The organism is Candidatus Nitrosocosmicus sp. FF01, from assembly GCF_047711275.1.
Lineage (GTDB): Archaea > Thermoproteota > Nitrososphaeria > Nitrososphaerales > Nitrososphaeraceae > Nitrosocosmicus.
In genome coordinates this window covers 26,349-45,006 of the sequence record NZ_JBLNIG010000001.1, presented here as the reverse complement: position 1 = coordinate 45,006, position 18,658 = coordinate 26,349, and the positions used below count along the sequence as shown (strand labels likewise).

Annotated in this window: 21 protein-coding genes; 8 read left to right on the top strand and 13 right to left on the bottom strand. The window is 34.4% G+C overall.

From position 1 onward, the window contains the following. Nucleotides 1–34: 34 nt before the first annotated feature. Together ACMT7R_RS00250 and ACMT7R_RS00245 are read left to right on the top strand one after the other, a co-directional pair. Nucleotides 35–670 carry a hypothetical protein gene (locus tag ACMT7R_RS00250; RefSeq protein WP_415309433.1) on the top strand — a complete coding sequence of 212 codons (636 nt, stop codon included), beginning with the start codon at nucleotides 35–37 and terminating at the stop codon, nucleotides 668–670. Between the two features lie 2 nt (nucleotides 671–672). Next, the gene (locus ACMT7R_RS00245) at nucleotides 673–1,071 is read left to right on the top strand and encodes a hypothetical protein (protein WP_415309432.1); all 399 of its coding nucleotides are present in this window, start codon (nucleotides 673–675) and stop codon (nucleotides 1,069–1,071) included. Between the two features lie 510 nt (nucleotides 1,072–1,581). Here ACMT7R_RS00245 and ACMT7R_RS00240 read toward each other — a convergent pair. The 3 genes from ACMT7R_RS00240 to ACMT7R_RS00230 are packed head-to-tail and all read right to left on the bottom strand — an operon-like array spanning nucleotide 1,582 to nucleotide 4,280. Then, nucleotides 1,582–2,088, bottom strand: a complete 507-nt coding sequence (locus tag ACMT7R_RS00240; RefSeq protein ID WP_415309431.1) for a hypothetical protein — start codon at nucleotides 2,086–2,088, stop codon at nucleotides 1,582–1,584. 10 nt (nucleotides 2,089–2,098) lie between these two features. After that, nucleotides 2,099–3,637, bottom strand: a complete 1,539-nt coding sequence (locus tag ACMT7R_RS00235; protein WP_415309430.1) for a multicopper oxidase family protein — start codon at nucleotides 3,635–3,637, stop codon at nucleotides 2,099–2,101. Between the two features lie 22 nt (nucleotides 3,638–3,659). Beyond that, nucleotides 3,660–4,280, bottom strand: a complete 621-nt coding sequence (locus ACMT7R_RS00230) for a hypothetical protein (protein WP_415309429.1) — start codon at nucleotides 4,278–4,280, stop codon at nucleotides 3,660–3,662. Between the two features lie 550 nt (nucleotides 4,281–4,830). On the opposite strand from ACMT7R_RS00230, the gene ACMT7R_RS00225 reads away from it, so the two are divergent. The 3 genes from ACMT7R_RS00225 to ACMT7R_RS00215 all read left to right on the top strand — a co-directional run bounded on the left by ACMT7R_RS00225 (nucleotide 4,831) and on the right by ACMT7R_RS00215 (nucleotide 7,642). Next, on the top strand, nucleotides 4,831–5,397 hold the full coding sequence (locus tag ACMT7R_RS00225) for a hypothetical protein (protein WP_415309428.1): 567 nt from the start codon (nucleotides 4,831–4,833) through the stop codon (nucleotides 5,395–5,397). A 51-nt stretch (nucleotides 5,398–5,448) separates the two neighbouring features. Next, on the top strand, nucleotides 5,449–6,921 hold the full coding sequence (locus tag ACMT7R_RS00220; protein WP_415309427.1) for an NmrA family NAD(P)-binding protein: 1,473 nt from the start codon (nucleotides 5,449–5,451) through the stop codon (nucleotides 6,919–6,921). Between the two features lie 580 nt (nucleotides 6,922–7,501). After that, nucleotides 7,502–7,642 (top strand): hypothetical protein, encoded by a 141-nt coding sequence (locus tag ACMT7R_RS00215; protein WP_415309426.1) that lies wholly within the window; start codon nucleotides 7,502–7,504, stop codon nucleotides 7,640–7,642. A gap of 513 nt (nucleotides 7,643–8,155) precedes the next feature. Here ACMT7R_RS00215 and ACMT7R_RS00210 read toward each other — a convergent pair. Further along, the gene (locus tag ACMT7R_RS00210; RefSeq protein WP_415309425.1) at nucleotides 8,156–8,665 is read right to left on the bottom strand and encodes a CHRD domain-containing protein; all 510 of its coding nucleotides are present in this window, start codon (nucleotides 8,663–8,665) and stop codon (nucleotides 8,156–8,158) included. Between the two features lie 154 nt (nucleotides 8,666–8,819). On the opposite strand from ACMT7R_RS00210, the gene ACMT7R_RS00205 reads away from it, so the two are divergent. After that, entirely contained in the window at nucleotides 8,820–9,077 is a 258-nt protein-coding gene (locus tag ACMT7R_RS00205) for a hypothetical protein (protein ID WP_415309424.1), read from the top strand. Between the two features lie 279 nt (nucleotides 9,078–9,356). On the opposite strand, the gene ACMT7R_RS00200 is transcribed toward ACMT7R_RS00205, so the two are convergent. From ACMT7R_RS00200 to ACMT7R_RS00180, 5 genes are all read right to left on the bottom strand, one after another. Further along, nucleotides 9,357–10,604 carry a serine hydrolase domain-containing protein gene (locus ACMT7R_RS00200; RefSeq protein ID WP_415309423.1) on the bottom strand — a complete coding sequence of 416 codons (1,248 nt, stop codon included), beginning with the start codon at nucleotides 10,602–10,604 and terminating at the stop codon, nucleotides 9,357–9,359. 1,235 nt (nucleotides 10,605–11,839) lie between these two features. After that, nucleotides 11,840–12,367, bottom strand: coding sequence for a hypothetical protein (locus ACMT7R_RS00195; RefSeq protein WP_415309422.1), 528 nt, complete (start codon nucleotides 12,365–12,367; stop codon nucleotides 11,840–11,842). A 78-nt stretch (nucleotides 12,368–12,445) separates the two neighbouring features. Further along, on the bottom strand, nucleotides 12,446–12,922 hold the full coding sequence (locus ACMT7R_RS00190) for a hypothetical protein (protein ID WP_415309421.1): 477 nt from the start codon (nucleotides 12,920–12,922) through the stop codon (nucleotides 12,446–12,448). 702 nt (nucleotides 12,923–13,624) lie between these two features. After that, on the bottom strand, nucleotides 13,625–14,131 hold the full coding sequence (locus tag ACMT7R_RS00185) for a DUF2299 family protein (protein ID WP_415309420.1): 507 nt from the start codon (nucleotides 14,129–14,131) through the stop codon (nucleotides 13,625–13,627). A gap of 344 nt (nucleotides 14,132–14,475) precedes the next feature. Further along, nucleotides 14,476–14,895, bottom strand: coding sequence for a hypothetical protein (locus ACMT7R_RS00180; protein WP_415309419.1), 420 nt, complete (start codon nucleotides 14,893–14,895; stop codon nucleotides 14,476–14,478). Between the two features lie 392 nt (nucleotides 14,896–15,287). On the opposite strand from ACMT7R_RS00180, the gene ACMT7R_RS00175 reads away from it, so the two are divergent. Then, on the top strand, nucleotides 15,288–15,494 hold the full coding sequence (locus ACMT7R_RS00175) for a hypothetical protein (RefSeq protein ID WP_415309418.1): 207 nt from the start codon (nucleotides 15,288–15,290) through the stop codon (nucleotides 15,492–15,494). A 22-nt stretch (nucleotides 15,495–15,516) separates the two neighbouring features. Here ACMT7R_RS00175 and ACMT7R_RS00170 read toward each other — a convergent pair whose 3' ends face one another. Further along, nucleotides 15,517–15,903: a nuclear transport factor 2 family protein gene (locus tag ACMT7R_RS00170; protein WP_415309417.1), complete on the bottom strand. Its 387-nt coding sequence runs from the start codon at nucleotides 15,901–15,903 to the stop codon at nucleotides 15,517–15,519. A gap of 361 nt (nucleotides 15,904–16,264) precedes the next feature. Continuing rightward, entirely contained in the window at nucleotides 16,265–16,504 is a 240-nt protein-coding gene (locus ACMT7R_RS00165) for a VOC family protein (protein WP_415309416.1), read from the bottom strand. A 400-nt stretch (nucleotides 16,505–16,904) separates the two neighbouring features. Here ACMT7R_RS00165 and ACMT7R_RS00160 point away from each other — a divergent pair, with 400 nt between their 5' ends. Further along, nucleotides 16,905–17,099: a DUF1059 domain-containing protein gene (locus tag ACMT7R_RS00160; RefSeq protein WP_415309415.1), complete on the top strand. Its 195-nt coding sequence runs from the start codon at nucleotides 16,905–16,907 to the stop codon at nucleotides 17,097–17,099. Between the two features lie 198 nt (nucleotides 17,100–17,297). On the opposite strand, the gene ACMT7R_RS00155 is transcribed toward ACMT7R_RS00160, so the two are convergent. Then, nucleotides 17,298–17,669, bottom strand: a complete 372-nt coding sequence (locus ACMT7R_RS00155; RefSeq protein ID WP_415309414.1) for a cupin domain-containing protein — start codon at nucleotides 17,667–17,669, stop codon at nucleotides 17,298–17,300. Nucleotides 17,670–17,914: 245 nt separating this feature from the next. Beyond that, a complete protein-coding gene (locus ACMT7R_RS00150) occupies nucleotides 17,915–18,610 on the bottom strand; it encodes a DM13 domain-containing protein (RefSeq protein WP_415309413.1) in 696 nt (231 codons plus the stop codon). Between the last annotated feature and the right edge of the window lie 48 nt (nucleotides 18,611–18,658).

The window sequence follows — 18,658 nt, the reverse complement described above, 5'->3', positions numbered from 1 at the left end:
AATTTGGATAATAATACCAATACTACACAAAACTATGCAAACAATAATTCTTGTGGCTGGTGGAATATTTTGGATTCTTACCTATATCTTCATTATTTCTAAAGGTTATAAAGATAAGACATATGGTATGCCAGTCTTTGCATTATGTGCGAATATCTCATGGGAGTTTATATTTTCTTTTGTTTTGCCACATTCCCCACCTCAATTATACATCAATTATCTGTGGTTTGGTCTAGATGTAGTAATCGTTTTTCAGTTTTTCAAATATCATACAAAAGAGTTTCCTAACGTTCAATCATTAAAGCTATACGCTGTTTTCATAGTTGCTTTAGCTTCTGCTTTCAGTATAATATTGAATGGTGGAATCGCTCTTGGCGATATTGATGGAGTATATGCAGCATTTTGTCAAAACCTATTGATGTCAGTGCTATTTATTTTGATGTTCTTTAAACGAAAAAAGGTATTAAGAGGACAATCTATTTTTATTGCGGTATTCAAAATGTTAGGAACTGCTTTGACAAGTATTCATTTTTATCTCTTTGAACCCGTTTCTCAAAGCTCTATAGTCTTGCCAGTTTTGTTTATATCTATATTCACGTTTGATCTACTATATACCCTCTTAATATTGAACCAGTATAAGAAGAACCACAAATCATTATTTGTTACTTAGAGATGGGCAAGAAAATATTTACGCAGGCTCGTGGGGAATGTAAAGAAGCTGGCAAAAAAATGTATTGCAAAGACTGTGAAAAGTCAATAGATTATTTTGAAGTATTTGAGAATAACCAAAGCAAGACGACGACATTAATTCACATAATAAAGGCATATACATGGAATGATGTTATCAAGTTTGTTAAGGACAAGTATTTCAAAGATCAAGATAACCTATTAATTGATTGTGAAAAGGAATTTGCTTTTTTAGAAAAACAAAATAAATCGGATAAACTGTTGACAGAACCAGTGGAACAATCGACTATCTACAAAATATGTCTGAGGAATGAAAAAGACCTTAGCATTAACAAGAATACAAGTATATTGAATATGCTAATAGATCTTACAAAGAATAGTTAATAATAGATTAGTATAATCTTTACCATCTTAGAGACCATTTAGTTTGGACGTGCGGGGATTAGTGCTGATAACGGTTCTTTAAAAGAGATTCTAATTATTTAGAACTGCAAAGCACGATTTAAAGATTTCCACTGAATTGCAAGGTAGTATGTGTAAAAAATTGGTTGAATCTATTTGTTAACCATCACAACAGAGAAGTATAAACGGTTAACTGAACAGGACTGACAGGGGATGATCCATCAATCTAAAACAACCGTAAAAAAATGCAGCATATTATTATCAGTTATGTTATAACTTAGAGGATGAAATAAGTAGTCCGGGGAGGAATGATTATCCTAGATAGTACAATCCTTTTGCAAGGATGATTTACCCCTTTTTAAACCCGTCCTACAGGTAGGATTCAGAAGATTCAGAAAACTTTTGACTACCATCGACAGAATAAAAACCGTTGTAGCGAATTAAAGTGTTTTGGAAGTATTAAGTGATTGCATTACTTAAAGAGCTATCCTCCTAATAGTTTGGTGTAGGACCCAAAGAGTTGGTTTCATTAGCTATACACTTACTTAGAGAATCCTGTTGTATTTTGGTAAATCCTGGTTTGGAGGATGCCAAAAGACTATCAACCTCGTCCAATACTATCTGCCTGTCATGAGATGTGTTATTTCCATTTATTAGCACATACCATATCCCAGGTATATCAGCTACTGGACCGCTATCTCCAACTACATTATTATTTATTAACGTCAACGTATCGTCAGCAGGTATTAAGGAATCAAAGTTCTGTATGCTTTCAGTCCAATTCTGAATACCGTTAGGGGCTACTAGTGTCTCTCCAACTTCCTTGAAACAGCCCGTAATTGGGTCACTTCGTTCTCGTTCTCTTTCTTGTGCTACCGCAGATGAATCTGACAGCAAAGTCACTCCTACAAGTCCGGCTAAGGTAAAGGTTATTACTGCGAAAAAAGTCACAACAACGATTTTTTTGGAAATATTTGTATTCAAATTGTTAATCTTCACATTCCATCACCTATTTGACCATTTCCACAATACCCATCATACCAAAGTCTCCGTGGAACATCAGATGGCAGTGATACACGGTTTTTCCCTCAAAATCATTAAAAGGTATCCTAATAACCACTTCGCCGCCCGTTGGAATAATAACTGTATCTTGTAATCCCTTAGCTTCGTATGGCTTCCCATTTACTGAAATTACTTGAAAATCATTCACATGAATATGAAATGGATGAATATTGGTTGTATTTACTCCGTCAAGATTTACTAACCTCCACTCCTCTACAGTTCCAACTTTAACTGTTTGATCTACCCGGTTATGATCGAACGTCTGGTTATCTATCTTGTATGTCCATTCTATGTCATTTGATGAAAAATTAAGGACTCGACTGTTAGCAACGTTTTCAAGATTCAGGTCTTCCTTAGCCCTTAAACTTGTTGGAATGATAGTTGAATTCTCTGTATCATTTTGATTGCCTTGTATGTTTATGGTTGCAATAATATTATGGTCCCATGTACCGTAGGGTTCAGCAAATGTATTATTAAGTGGAATAGATCCGTTGCCTGTCGCGGTCACGAGTACATCAAACCGCTTTCCTGAAGGAAGAAAAAGAGAATCATTTTTCCATACCTCCCATACTGGACTACCATCTTCAGCTATGACATGGAATGTGTTACCAGGGAGTTCAACTGCGAGCTCATTCTCAGGACCTATGTTTGCAAACCGCCATAACTGAGTCTCTCCGGATGTTATATTGATGACTGGATTGATTTCTCCATTAACTGTATTTCTTTCAGTGCCTGTATTTGTATTGCTCATGCTGTGTTGGAAGTGTTGTGTAGTAATGAATGCCTGGTCGAAGGGAATATCCCTCATAGCAAAGGTCTGTGTCGTGATATTCTGTAAGGGTCCTGGCAATAACTTTTCTAACCCTTCAACAATAAACATGCCAGACAGACCTGCAGACACTTGTCCATAAGAAAGTTGATGAAAATGTGAATGATACCAATTCGATCCTGGAGAGTGGTCCTTTGGAATATTCAGAATATACTTCTGTGTCTTACCAGGTTCGACATTCAGGAATATATTATCCGATGCACTTCCATCAGAATTATTCATAGGAGACACGTGAAGTCCATGGAAATGAAGATTGGTGGACTCATTAAGATTATTTATCAAATCAATTTCAACTCTATCTCCTGGATAAACATGAAAAGTAGGTCCCGGAATCGAACCATTATAGGCCATAGAAACAATTGACTTGTTGTCGAGCTTGCCCATCAGATAGTCTACTGTGATGGCAGTTTTCAAAACGCCGTCTTTACTATATACATCTTGAGGCTTTGAATAGTTCATACCATCTAGAGAGGAAGGTTGATCTCTAAGCAAGGGTTGTGCTAAAGCTTCGGTCTGCGAATTCAAAAGTGCATTCCATAAAGAGGTGAAGGTCGGGCTTTGGGGAGCGAACGTAATCATCGTGATCAAAAAAAGCGAAAGGATTGTAAAAGTAAAAACTATACCGCTGTTATTTACGGATTCTATTTTGTGAATCATTTAAACAAATACCACCTCACTCTTATCTCCAATGCCACATGAGAAATGCCCCGTTTCCGTCAGCATCAACACTGGTCTTATAAACGGCAACCGTATTCGCTAGGAATGATAGATTTCCAGTAGCAGCTTCATCAAAAATCGCTACTCCTCTACTTTCGTAATTGCCCTGTGGACCATAGTTACCTATAGCTTGGAATTCATAGAAAGCCGTACCCATTTCATTATCAGCTGTTAGATTTCTAAAACCTTGTAGATACACCGTGTTATTATCTCTAAGAGTCTCAGTGGTGTTCCCAATATGAGATACGCTCAAACTTCCATTAATCATTCCTACGTTAGTATGATTCACATAAAGATTTGGTTCCGATTCTGAATCTGGTGCGCTCACATTATGCGAATAATATTGTATATAAAATGGGGCCCCTAAATCAACAGTTTCGGCCAAGCTACCTAAAGATCCAGTATCATTAACAGCAAATGCATTTGGAAAAAAAGATACCATAGCATAATTTGAATGAACAAGTGAAAACATTGCCAAAGCAAACATCGAGATTGTAAGGGTACAAACAAATGTACGAGTCTTGATTTGTGATCTAAAGTGCTGGATCATCAAATTACTTCCTCCATCAATTGACCACTCCAAAAAATTTCTTGTTGGTTAAAAAACATCCTATATTTCTTTTTAATATAATATTCTATGATGCTCATAGCCATGAGTAACGCAACCTTACTGCATTTGTTATATAAGCTTTGTGTTATTTTGCAAATTTTTGACTATAAATTCAAAAAAAAACTTAATCAGTACAAACAACGCCCTCTTTGATGATCATATTCGTTAATGTTCATCTGATATATTGAACTCTATTACTCAGTGAGCCGTAGGGATATAGTTCAAGGTTGAATAGAATCTGGTAGCATTAATATTTTGTAATCATATAATATAGAAGGATTTGATCTGCAAGAAAATAAAGTTCTAATCTGGAGAATATACATCTATTGGATCCCCTAAAGGTTTAAAAAATGGTGTGGATTTGGTTCAAATAGAATAACTTTTACTTGAATTTTGTTGTTATATCTTTTATCCGATAGTAATTTTCAAGCCCTGAAAATTATTTTTAAACAACCCTCCCCTGTTAGGCACTATTACAGAAGTTTGGCTATTAGTTAAATACTTTTAATTGAACATAACTTGTATGAGTTCATTAAATATTCATAAATCTCCTAAAATGTTTATTCTTTATTGTTCATTGGCAGGCTTCATCGCTGCTTGGGGAATTTCTGGGCTTTTGGTTAGTATAGACTTGATCTCTCAAACACCACTTGGTTCTTTTTTTGGTGTTATAGGGATCTCTCTTGGATACTATGATCCTTTCACTGCTCAACTTATTGGATTCGTCCTACATGTCGTAACTGGAACTATAGCAGGTAACATATATGGCCAGGTATCGTTATTCTGGAAACGCATGTCACCCTATAGTGCTAGGCATGGATTAAAAACTGGAATGATCGTAGGGGCAGTATTGTGGGCGGTGTTCTTTGTTCCTGTTGCATCCCTTGCTATTCAACCTATGATAGACAGTTTTAACAGAGGAATAACTCCAAATCAATATGTTTATTCGCTTGCCTCCAATTTTAATGGCCTCTATGGAATAATTATAGCCGGTTCCTTAATCTTTCACTTGATATACGGGGCTTTACTCGGTTACATGTCAGGCCGGATGACGGATATCAAAGCATTTGTATATCCTAAAACTATATGATAGAAAGGTACTATCTAAGATCTCATTATATTTTTATCAATGTTATGATCCATGATATTTACAACTCAAGATAACAGAAGAGGATTTTCAAAATTTGCGGACGAATATCAATCCCCAGACCAAAAAAACAATAGTCTCAAAATTCTGGTCACTGGTGCGAGCGGGTTTATCGGAAGTAGATTGCTAAAGAAATTAATAAAAATCAAATCCGAAATCCCAGATACCCGAGACAGTAAATATACAATTCGTTGCTTGACTCGTAATAGAAATACCTTTGGCAATCCAGATATGGACAAACAGGGTAATCCATCAAGAGTAGAGATCGTGGAAGGAGATCTAAGTAACTATGAAGATTGTTTAAAGGCGCTAAAGGATGTGGATGTAGCATTTTATCTTGTTCATTCAATGGAGGGCTCATCAAAGAATTGGAAAAAATTCTCAGAAAAGGAACAAGAAACTGCAGAGAATTTTGCAAAAGCTGCGGATAAATGCGGGGTCAAAAGAATTATCTATTTAGGAGGTTTAACGCACGGAAAAGAGTCTGAACTTTCTCAACATATGCTTAGTAGAAAACACGTAGGAGATATATTGAAAAAATCACACGCTAAGGTGACAATTTTTCGAGCAGCCGTTATACTAGGAAGTGGCGGAGGTTCCTTTGAAATGTTAAGGTATTTGGTCGAAAGACTACCTTTAATGATTTGTCCTAAATGGGTTCTTACTAAATGCCAGCCTATATTCATAGATGACGTAATTACCTACCTCTCTAGCTCAATTGAAATCCCACAAACTGAAGGAAAGGCATTTGAAATTGGTGGTCCAGACATACTTACTTATGTTGAAATGATGAAAATTTATGCTAAAATCCTTGGAAAATCTATCAATATCTTGATCATTCCGTTTCTAACTCCAAGACTATCATCTTATTGGGTAGACCTAGTTACTCCAATAAAAGCGTCATTGGCAAGGCCATTAATTGACAGTCTTAAACATGAAGCCGTAGTAAAGGATGATCAAATCAAAAAAATTATTCCAATAAAGCTAAAATCGTTTGAAGATTCGCTGAGATATTGTATTAATGAAGAAGATAAATACAAAAGGAAGAAAGATAAGAGTTTAATCAAAAAAGAACGTACGTCTATGTCTGCTAACTACAAGATTCTATTGATTTCTTTATTCCTGCTTTTGGCGATAGGTACGACCTATTACTTTTTAGATGACAGAGTCCAATTTCTGCAGCCCTTTTGGCTATTCATAGCAGCTGTGTGGTACCTACTTATTTTTGTCTCAATTTACTTTGTGCGATTTGGAGCTAGACTAGGTGCACTAATAGCCGGAATACTGGGATGGGGGAGTCTAGTATTTTGGTTGCTGGACAACTTTCACATGGTTTCCGGATATTCTATTATAGCTGAAAGACCTAGTAACAATGAGATTTGGAGAGACATTGTGGGTATAATTATAGCATCTTTTACTGCCATCTCGTCGCATAATATCTTTCATAAAATACGGTTACATGGCTGATTTGAAGTGTTAAAAATACACAGTAAATTTTCGATTTAGACTCTGCTTAATTAGACTCATTACCACAACCTATCTTTTTAACAATAATCTCTTCAATACCCATGTTAGCACTAGAGTATTATATAATAACGGATTAAGATTCTATAATTTGGTATTAAAAACATGGCTTTTATTCTAACTAAAAAGATAAAAGGACATGATTATTATTACCTAGTAAGAAATCAATGGGACCCGGTTAAGAAAAAGTCAACTCAGCAGATTATAAAATATATAGGTAACGTTAAAAATTTCAATATCAAGATATTCCAGAAGAGCACCGAAACAATCCCAGAATAACATCTTTACTAGCAACGAGTTCAAAGATTAGTAAGGAAGATGACAACCTAACGGATTCAATGAAATAGTTTTTGTTAATAATTATCAAAACATGATGCTAACAAATTAAGAACCTGCTACATCTTTATAAGTAGTAAATCCACGATTTTGATCTTTAAAATTTTAGAAACGATAGAAACAAAATGGTCAAGCAACATTTTGTCGCGTTCAAATTTACCAAGAGAAAATTCTCGAGTAGTCAGACGTGATAGCTAAAACTATAGAAAGGCTAACAGCCAAAGACCTTCAAGTATCGTACATATTTGACAATCTAGAGATCGAAATTCCAAGAACATATGACAATAACAGAGATAATATAGGACATGCGAGGTGGAGGTTAGATTGAGGAATAACCATATCTACTGATCCTAATAATCTAGACGAACTGAACAAGAAAAGAGGCTAGTATTAATTTTACTTTCGCATCTTGTTTTACTGCTTAATTCTCTTTAATCGTCTTAGACATAGTAAAAACGAATGTGGAGTATACTCTCCATTAATTATGATGTTATTACCATAATCGGTATCATTTAGTTTGGGCGCGTGGGGATTAAGTTACGTATGGTAGAAGGGTTCTAACGCAAGATAACGTGAACGACTCGATGATGAATAAAAAACACTAGTCTATTCCTAATTCTATTTGTCATAGGTAAAATTTTATTCAGTACTTTCACTACCCAAATTTCCAAACACTATTAGAACTGTAAAGGTCTCAAATCAGATTGCTTGTGATATATGTGAGTTATTTGATAAGGATATCTAAGAATAAAATAATACCTATATTTCAAAATAAATAAATGAACTCTTTCGTTGCCTTAAAAAAATTATAAAACTTTTGAAAAAGAGTGTTTATTGGAGTTTATGATACATTCATTAGCTGACCTCTAATTTCTCCATTTGGATTTTGTTCGGTATGAACATTGATATAGGTGGTACCATTCTTCATTGCCGCTATCAAGTCTTGCATTGTTTTTCCTTGCATTGGACCCTCAAGGTTACTTGCTGTGAAATTGCTGTATTGAAGAACCTCATTCTGAGGAGAATCAAAATTAAACAGAGTTACGACAATTGGACCGTTCTCTCCTTCAGCTCCACTATGTATGTGTCCCTGTGATACTCCTTCAATTCCAGTGACATTTACAAAGTAGTGCACGGTTTGATTTAGAGGTAAATCCTGAGTCAATATTGCTTCGCCTACAGCTTGGGTATCGACAGGTGGAACCTCTTCTTGTCCAGTCATATTAGTTACAAAATAGACGTTTGCAAATACCGTAGATGGAGCAAGGTTTGTTGATATCACCGTTATACCGGCTATTCCTAATGTCATAGCCAATACCAATAATTTACTTGTTTGATTGCTGAATTTCATTACCTAACAATGACAATGGTAGTATATAACATATTTGATACAATGTGTCTCTCTTAATCAAAAAAACTCAATAAAAAAGGATGAAATAAACAATAGTTTCAAATGTTTAATTATTATTAAAATATTTTTATACTAGTCAAATTCAACAATAACAATGAAAATTACAACAAAATTGATTGCAATAGCAATTGCCGTAACATCATTGGCCTTTGCTCCATCAATAGTAAATATTCAACCTGTAGATGCTGCATCACACTGGTGTGAACAACAATATAAAAGTCCAGATTTGATACAAATGTGTCAACAAGGTTGGTATGATCATGATCATTGTAAAAAATATTATCCGATGGCTGATACAAAGCAAGAAGTAGCTGCATACAAGAAAGGTTGGAATCACGGTTCCTGTAAATAAATAAAAGTCAAGGTTCCATAATTTTTTCTATTTTTTGAGCAGATCTTATTTTACCAATCACATGTTTTTAACTAATCAATAAAGAATTTCTTATAAACTTAATATCTTTATCTATATCATGATGATATTTTTAGAGTAGAAATGACACACCTATCCTCCATTGGGTTGTTCCTAGTGGTAGTAGAGTTCTAAAGTAAGTATACCATGTAAAGGTATTTTTAAAATAAAACTCTCAAGAGTCATACACTGGATTGTTGTGCAAAAAGATAAAAATATTTTTCAAAGGTCAGGATAGTAAAGGAGGAATGGTATAGCGATTTTTAGCATTTCTATTGGTGGGACGTCTGTAAAAAAACAACTACACAAGATTACCAAGCCTATTTGTTTGGATGGATTAAATCCGACAAACGAGCTATAGCCATCAATACCTCCATTATGCCAGACTACCTGAGTGCCTAAATTAGTTGTACTAAACCAAGATAATCCTACATATGCATAGGGAATTGATTCATTTCCTGATGGATCTGGAAATGGAACTTGCAGTTCTTCGAATGGATATCTAATGGACTGAGTTTCTTCCATAGCAACGTTAATCTTTGTATCTATCAATCCCAAGTTTGCAGATACGTATTTTAGAAGATCATTGACAGTAGAGTACATTGCACCTGCAGCTTGCAATTCTAGTGGCAAGAATATCAAACCACTTTCGTTTCCAGCCATGTGACCCACTGCAAACCTTGATTTCATGTCTTCAGGAATCGAAATACTAGTTGCATTCATTGCAATCCCTGTATTATTCATTCCCAAAACATCCCATATTCGGTCCTTGAGAAGCTGTTCCAGGGAAACTCCTGTCTTTAGGGATAGGACATGTCCCACCATACCCATTCCAATATTAGAGTAATTAGCATAGGTTTTTGGTTCACTTTGAAGTGTGGAATTTGAAAGAAGATCATAGACTTGTTGAGTTGTATAGTATTTATTCCATACCCAATCTGGAGGCCAATATGGTAATCCAGAAGTGTGTGTTGCTAAATCTTCCAATGTGATCTTGTATCCATCATATGAAGGAACAGTTACATTGGATGGAAGATACATCTCCAATGGATCACTTAATTTCACTACGCCTTGATCGACCATATCTGCTAAAGCAGTAGCAACAAACGTCTTTGTTACAGAGCCTATGTCAAATGCTGTATCGCCGTCAACAGGGATAGGATTGTCTTTAGAAATATTACCATATCCAGATACTTGAGGTCCATTTGGAGAAACGACTCCTACTACAATTGACACAGGTATAGAGGAATTAGAAGAGATATTACTAGCAATTGTCTCATTGCTAAACAAGTGTTCTAAAACTCTAGGTTTGTATTTATCCAAGATGGCTTTTGAGAGATCATTTACTTTTGCTGATTGATTGGAAAATGATGACTGCAAGTTGTTCTCTTCTTGACTTTGGGCTAATGCACTATTATTCAAAAATTGAGAAAAACTACTTGCTGAAAAAATGACTGCTACTAATGACAAAACCGTTAAACATTTAACCAAGGAATGAAATCCTTTCAACACCATGGTTATGGATATCCAATATTTAAGCAATTTTTCAGAATAGTTTTCTCTTCATTAAGAATAATTTTTGTATTTTTCTTTGATATGAGCAATCAATAATGATATTTTTGATGCAAAAGTAACGCAATCTGGTACGCCAGTTGGCTGGATTAGGATTGATGACTCCACAGATCCGAACCCATGGAGATCATTTCCACAGGGCATCAGGTTGAGAGCGCGGGGATACGGTTCAAGGTTGAACAGAATCCAACATTCAGAGGGATAAGATAGTCAACATATATACATAATTTAACATATTCATATTATTGTACTAGTAGAAAAAAGAAAATCTGATAATTAGACAATATTAATCTTAGATATTCTCTTCTCCATTTGATTCATCGTTACTATTATCATCTTCACGATCATCTGATTCTTCAAAGTTAGAGTCTTCATTATCATCGTTATTGTTGCTTTCATCTTCACCGTTTGGGCTTTCCTCAGTAATGGTAATTTGATCCTCATTTTCATTTGTGTTATCGCTACTTTCTTCCTCAACTGGTGGATCTGTCCAGTCATCTATATCGTCATTGTCACCACTGCTACTTGTACATGTGTGATCGCGACTTGCTTCTTCAGCAGTACAGGAATTACTGTCTTTGATATCGTTTTCACTGTCGTTACTTTCATCATTGTTCGTCTGAGCATCATTCTCTTCGTTCGTCTCACATCCAGTGCCATCGCCATCAGTATCAAGGTTATTGGGATCATCGCTTTCAACTGTAATATTAGTTTCTTGAACATCTGCACAGTCTAAGTCATCACTGTAGCTAGTACCATTATTATTGTTATTAAGATCCTCAGCTTCGCAACCTATACCATCGTTGTCACCGTCAAAGTTGTTTGGATCATTGTTTCCGACTGGGAAGTTTCTTTCATCAATGTCTTCGCAGTTTAAGTCATCACCATTGCCACCATCACTATCATTTAGTTTGGGCGCGTGTGGATAAAGTCCCTTGGGGTAATGGGATTCTATTACCCTAATAAGGAATCGGATCTGAAGAGAATAATAAAATTAATTACAATGTATTACCAATTAAAGTTCGTACCACAACATCTAAAGAACCCCACATTCAATATTTCACCAAAGTTCGTAGATCGTCATATGAAAAGAGGAAATAAAAAGTGTGTATAAAGACTGTCTTCACATCAATCTATTTCAAAATCCACATATAGTCTGGCGATCCCGATCCTGTGGTACTGTTGGATATGGCCAAGGTGTTGTTTAATACTGCTAAGGATTGACTGTTGGTACTATTGAATAGATATATAGTATAGAAAGTCCATTGATCCCTTTCAACCATTCCAAGACCAGAGGCAACCCAAGTAATGCTTTCTCCATTGGACGTCTCTATTACACCAGTTCCTGTACCTAACTGCAATTTGTCAGAAATATGAGTATCAACAAAAGTTTCCTTATTAGTTACGTTAACTGAATTATTTAGCAAACCGTTCTCAACATAATGCTCCTCTGTGACCAGATAGGGAACGGATGAAACATTCTTGGCACTCACCAATTGACTGTTGTTAGCATTGTAAATTGCTTCAGATGGATTTAGAGATATCCTCTGTTGTTCGGCGTTATTAGATGTTGAATTTTGTGCCTGCATACTAGGAACCAACGGAAGCAACAAAAGACTTGTAATGATTGCAAAAGAAACCAAGTAGAATTGTATGGTCATTATGAAATATTTGTACAGAATTATATAAAGTTATTTTAGATACTGCTTTTCATTTATATCTTATATACAATGAAAAAATTAGACCCTAAGGAATTCATCAAATTCCATGGCAGTTATGAGACAGGCCCTGGCAACTGTATGAACGGCGCGCATAAATGATTCGCGTGTCAAATTATTATCAAAAAACAATGGGTATATCAACGTGAGTCCAATAGAGTTGCCGTCCTTGTTTGCTTGCAATGAACAGAACACGCCCACTTTTAACAAGTCCTTGGTCAATTGTGTTTGAAAATCATTAATTATTTTATCATCTGCGTTCTGCAAAGTTTTACCATCTTGAGTTAAAAGACGGGGTCTTGACATAATTTCAACTCTTCCAACATCGTTCTTATAAATGTAAATTCCAATTTTAAAATCTTCAAAATAACTGGTATTAATAATAGAAACTGTATGGTCATCGTCTAAAGTTGCATCTACATTACAGACAGGGTCCTTTTTGAGCCAATCAATTATATTTTCAAACTGTGAATTTACTTTTTTTGTTGGTTCTGACATGATTGTAGTTTTATATAATACTATGATAAGAACGACTAGACTAATAAATTGAAATAAATTTGATTAAGTATCTTGTGTTCTACATCTTCGACGAATGAGTTATGATAGTCAATGAATTATGACTTGATTAAGTGAAACCTCATAAGCAGATTTCTTTTCGTCAGGTTATAAAAGACTAATATACTATGTGGTGACATTATATAGTGTGACTCTAAGAATAAAATGTCAACAATGTGATTATAACCATATTTCAAATATCTACCGAATTGGTGATCATACTTTCCATAAGAATTTTTCAAATTTAGAAAGCTGTCCAAGTTGTGGACATGTATCTAAATGTGTTGAATCGGATTATATTTTTAATTAGCCAGAGTAGTTTATTGGCTATATAGGCAATAAACTAAGATAGATAACAATTAGCCTAGAGAAGGCAAGGATATTTTTTAACAATAAATTTTTCTCTGATGAACTAGATTAACAAAATTAAATTAAATTAAATTAAATTAAATTACTAACAACGGTTTAAAGATAGTATATCTATCTCCACGTGAATGGGGATCCTATTTTGAGAAGTAGTGTCCAGATTCGATCTACTTCCATAATTTTTAGTTATGAATGAATAAAAGAGAGAATATGAAATATGTTAGGCATTTGAAACTGTCATTGGATTTAAGTTGAAGATGGACGGGATTTAATATTGTATCACTTATTAGGTAACTCTTTCAAGTACGTTTTTTGATACAGAATGTCAAGTATTTTTATCGCATTTATTACGTTAGTAACTGCTTCGAAGAAAAGATTTTGATTAAATCCATCGAAATAAAGATTCTTACTTATCTCAATAGATTCTAAATCGTCAATACTGATTACTGCTTTTCCATCCAGACTTACTGGGTTATGGTTTTTATCGATAAAGACATACTGTAAATTCATTTGTAATAATGACAATTCCACATTGCTTAGGAATTCATAACTAATGTTCTTAATATTTGGAATTTGACTATTTAGTTGTTGGTCGAATTTATATGACGTTGAAATTTTGACAATCTCAGCTTCCTTGAGAATTATTATGTTGTAGCCATATCTATCGGTGACAGTCACCTTTCCAACAAAATCAATTTTCTGAGACTTTATCAGAGCATGATCTGACTCTACCTTTAGTTTGGATAAATCAACCCAGTGGTATATTTTATCCAGTATTTTTTGCAAATTACAATTGATATAAACATATTATTTTTAAACATATTGATATTAAGGGCTGAACCAGAAATACTAAGGCATACGATATCAAGGATTAAAGAATTGGCTGGTTAATGGGCACGCATTGATGAAGAGGAGTTAAAGTTATACAATCAGACATGTAAGATAAATTCAAAAAAGTTCAACTTAAAAATTAGACTAATGAAGTTCCAAAGGGATTAGAAGGCTAGTGTAACATTAAGTCAGAAACGTTAAAACTAATAAAATTTCTTCCCCAGTCAATTCAGAAGGTTTGTTTATCCCAAAGCATGTTGATCTAAATTAATGGTGCAAACAACATTATTTTGTTGTATTTATGATGCAGGAGGTTCCTTTTTCATATTACCACGGATCTCACAGATATACTTGGGAAAACCCTTTGAATCAAACTTTGATGTTTTTGCAATTTTCAAAACTAGTGGTCGAATTTTTATAGTTGTCCCATCATCAACTACATACTCGTTCCAATCCTCAATCACGGTAGTAAATCGAATATCCCCATTGATTGAGGCTTTAAGTTCTTCTTCGGAATATGCTTTTAGGTCTGGATCTCCTTTTTCGTTTGTCAAGATAACATGAATCGGATGTATTTCACACATTAGTTGACCTTGATTTTTATAAACTTTCGTTAAAACCACTTTAACCTTCAAAATAGAGTTATCAGATAAATCATATCTGCACCAATCCTCTCTTGTAACTATAAAATCTAAAGGCGGTCTTATGAAAGTAGTCATCCATGTTTATGCTCGTAACCTCTTTATTTAATTTGTTCTCAGATTAAAAATTGCAGCGAAGCAAAAACGGTACAAAGTGCTATGGTGGTCCGCCGTGGGGATTAAGTTCCTAGCGGTGATAGGATTCTATTACAACTTTATGCCTATTTTATCTTTCAATAGTAAGAATAAATGCGAAAAATTTTAATTGGTTTAGGAATGACAAATCATTTGATTTTCAGGGTGCAAAGTTTACTATCAAGGTCCGTATCTCCGAAACAGACTATAAATATACTGTTCCAGATATATTTCATCCACCTATTGTAGGACCAGCATTACTTATATACACGTTCAAAAAGTTCAGAAACCTTTCATATAGTTGACGGAAATTACCGCCTCATTTAATATGAAAAATGATTAAAAGTAAGTCTGGAGAACAGTCTGTAAGAAATGATACTTATCATAGATTTGAAGTAGGCACGAAAGGTGGACATGCAATTGTAATCATTCTACCAGGCCTTAATGATTATTTTTTCAAAGTTGATGAATTATTGGCTAATAGACAGGTTTCCTATGAAGAAGAGTCGATCATAGGGAAAAATTATGGGAAAGTTTTTTGATGATACTACCCATTAGAGATAATTAACTTTTCATGGCCTCATGTATTATTTCAGTATCTGTAAATTGTTTGAATTGACTGATTTTGCTATCCTTAATTCTATACACATGACAAAAAGGAACAATAAAACTTGTACCCTTTTTTGTTTGACCGCTATAACTTCCAAAGACGATCACCTGGTCATCAATACATAGAAACTCTGAAGGGTTTGCATAAAATTCTTGAAAATTCGACAACATATTTGGAAAATATTCATCAAAAACCGATTTTAATCCGATGTATGTTCCACCATTGGGCATTCCATCCATTGTTATCCATTCAATGTTGTCCTGACAAAACCTATCATAAACGAGATCTTTATTTTTGAATGAATTATAGAAATCTTTTACTAGGGTCTCGTTGATGTGCAAGGTCTTTCCTTTTATCTTTCAAGTCACTCTCTTAAATACTGATTTATGACTGTCTTTTTTTTGTTATAGAATTTATAAATGGATAAATTTGTCTTTGCGCAAAATACTAAGCATAGTCTTAAGTTGTCATAATTATTTATAACAGTTCTGGGTGTTTGATGATTAAGTTCCTAATGGTTGTAGGGTTCTAATTTATTTGTACCTAACTAAGTGGACACACATTACACCAAGAGTATAACAATACCAATTTGGAGTAAGTAGTCATGTAAAAATAGATTGAAATAGTCCAGGACATGAATCGATAAAGAATATTTATCAAAAGTTATGCAATCTATGAAGGAACTAATTTGATTTTCAATATTTAATCCTTATTTTGGATTTTCTTCATCTGTTCTTCTGCCAACCTTTTGAGTTCTTCCCTTGAAACGTCTTTCTTGTGAGTTGCGATATACCAGTTATTGCCTGCAGAATCTAAAACTCCCGCACCTCTGTCTCCATAAAATTCATCGGCGGGTTCTCTCATTGAAGTGGCACCGGCCAATAGTGCATTTTTGTAAGTCTCATCTACGTTCTCAACATACAGATATAAAAAACAAGGCATTGGTTTCATATTTTCGATTGGAATCAGATATCATGATTTTGTAGTTCTATAAAAATTTAATCACAACTTTAAGAAAACCAGAAGCAAACTATAATCTCGAACTAAATTGAGAGGAATCTTTGAAGATATGGGTTCACATCCCAGTATATCAGCATATCGTTACCCCATAGCTTATCATTTAGTTTGGGCGCTTTGGGATTAGTGACAAATTTGACCATATTTTAGGGTTCATTTAGCTAATTGACGAGCAAGTCAAAGATCAGTAGCTGTATGTATAGCCTTGTGGTATTATCGTTTCATCTACTGCCGTTCAAAGATAAGAAAATAAACTGGATCTTTTTTCCAGAAGAAGAAAGAATCTGACAGATAGCCTTAATTCCAGGTAAAACATTTTCTGGATGTGACAATAAGCCTTAATTGCAAAGATGCTGGAGATCCAGTTTGTACCCATACAATGTATGGTGAAACAGAAGAAGAACTTATAGAAAATGCAAAAAAACACGGTATAGAAGCACATGGTTACACTGAAGAGTCTTTCAATGAAGAAATAGCAAAGAATCTCGAGCATTTTAGAAAAGCAATGAAAACTACATGAATTTTTTTTGATTCACCATTTTTTTATTTATTCAATTAAACAGATTTGTTTATTAAAACAGTAAAGTATCTAACCAACGAACAATCCATTTATGATTATTCGGTCAGACTGTGAACGTGGTAAACTATTATCAGAAAAGGTAGACTTCTTTAAAAAAAATTATAGTTTTTGGTTTAGTAATTATGGCAGAAAATACTGTTACTCTTGCTTCTTTGCATAGTCTCCCATACCAGTAAAGTCGATTGAAACACATGGCTCATCTCCTACTACCCATGCATCATGCCCCGGTGGTATAACTGCTGTATCTCCCGGTCCACCTTCAAGTTCTGTTCCATCATCCATTTTGACTTTCATTCTTCCAGAAATTATGACTGATGTATGTGGAGCTTGACAACTATCTGTATTCACTAGTGGTTTTACGCATTTACTCCAACTCCATCCTGGTTCGAGTGTTGCTCTACCGATGATCACATTGCCCAGATTTACAATCTCTACCTTTCCCTTTTCAAACGTTCTTACTTCGTCTGGTTTTTCAAAACTTTTTGCTAATATTTTTGTTGTTGCTGACATATTATTATCAAAAGTAGGTTTATGATACTTTGATTATAAGCATTATTCCAAATCTATTCCAAATCTGATCCAGATTATTAAAAAGATCAAACTATTTGCTTATTAATCAATCTCCTGTTATAGCAATGAATATCAAAATTACATTTTCCCCTCCCATCTAGGATAAGGATTTACTGGATTAGAATATCAAAAAATATAAGAAAAAGTTGTAATTGATAAGATGAACTGGGTTAAGCCAAAAGACTTTATTGTTGTTGTTGTTGAGGTTTGAGCTCGACACTACCAAATAGGACGGAAAATGCCTTACACCATATCAATACAGTATCATACTTTGTCAAGTCAGTTCCATTTGGGATATCATAATTTTGATTTCCATTATTAGCTTTTAGTTTTCCAAGGTTGACAAAATCAGATGCACTCTTATCTGTTGATAAGTAGACATACAGATCTGGTCCGTTTGTCACCTTTAAGTTTTCTAACCTAAGAACTTTGGCATCATCTTGTTGAAGTGGAATTACTCTTGCAGTACCTTGAGCATTGTGAATTCCATCATTGGCGCCTGTAAATGACCCTGAAAGGATAGAATTATTGAGTCCAGCAGAAGAAGATGATGATGATGATGAAATACTAATAGTTTCATTCATAGTTTCATCTATGATATTAGTAGCGTTATTATTGTCCAAATTAGCATAGCGGGTCATTAATTCATTTTTCTGAGAAGTACTCATGTTTTCTGCGGCTTTGGCTCTCTCGTCTTCAGTCATAGTGTTAAAATCCTCAAAAGAGACTGATGCAGAAGCAGAATTTGGAGGAAATGGTTCATTTACTTCCGTGGATATGAACAAAGGTGAAGCCAGATATACCGTTACCACAGCAGCTACAATAACTACTGCCAGAATTGTGATTTTTTTATAAAAGCTCTTGTGTCCTATATTTTTCATGAGAAGTAGATTAGAATTGAGGATTATAAGCGATTTTCCACATTATGT

Bases quoted from the DNA above. Each gene is read 5' to 3' on its own strand.
- ACMT7R_RS00250 (WP_415309433.1), top strand. From the start codon at position 35: ATGCAAACAATAATTCTTGTGGCTGGTGGAATATTTTGGATTCTTACC.
- ACMT7R_RS00245 (WP_415309432.1), top strand. From the start codon at position 673: ATGGGCAAGAAAATATTTACGCAGGCTCGTGGGGAATGTAAAGAAGCT.
- ACMT7R_RS00235 (WP_415309430.1), bottom strand. From the start codon at position 3,637: ATGATTCACAAAATAGAATCCGTAAATAACAGCGGTATAGTTTTTACT.
- ACMT7R_RS00225 (WP_415309428.1), top strand. From the start codon at position 4,831: ATGAGTTCATTAAATATTCATAAATCTCCTAAAATGTTTATTCTTTAT.
- ACMT7R_RS00220 (WP_415309427.1), top strand. From the start codon at position 5,449: ATGATATTTACAACTCAAGATAACAGAAGAGGATTTTCAAAATTTGCG.
- ACMT7R_RS00210 (WP_415309425.1), bottom strand. From the start codon at position 8,665: ATGAAATTCAGCAATCAAACAAGTAAATTATTGGTATTGGCTATGACA.
- ACMT7R_RS00205 (WP_415309424.1), top strand. From the start codon at position 8,820: ATGAAAATTACAACAAAATTGATTGCAATAGCAATTGCCGTAACATCA.
- ACMT7R_RS00195 (WP_415309422.1), bottom strand. From the start codon at position 12,367: ATGACCATACAATTCTACTTGGTTTCTTTTGCAATCATTACAAGTCTT.
- ACMT7R_RS00190 (WP_415309421.1), bottom strand. From the start codon at position 12,922: ATGTCAGAACCAACAAAAAAAGTAAATTCACAGTTTGAAAATATAATT.
- ACMT7R_RS00180 (WP_415309419.1), bottom strand. From the start codon at position 14,895: ATGACTACTTTCATAAGACCGCCTTTAGATTTTATAGTTACAAGAGAG.
- ACMT7R_RS00175 (WP_415309418.1), top strand. From the start codon at position 15,288: ATGATTAAAAGTAAGTCTGGAGAACAGTCTGTAAGAAATGATACTTAT.
- ACMT7R_RS00165 (WP_415309416.1), bottom strand. From the start codon at position 16,504: ATGCCTTGTTTTTTATATCTGTATGTTGAGAACGTAGATGAGACTTAC.
- ACMT7R_RS00155 (WP_415309414.1), bottom strand. From the start codon at position 17,669: ATGTCAGCAACAACAAAAATATTAGCAAAAAGTTTTGAAAAACCAGAC.
- ACMT7R_RS00150 (WP_415309413.1), bottom strand. From the start codon at position 18,610: ATGAAAAATATAGGACACAAGAGCTTTTATAAAAAAATCACAATTCTG.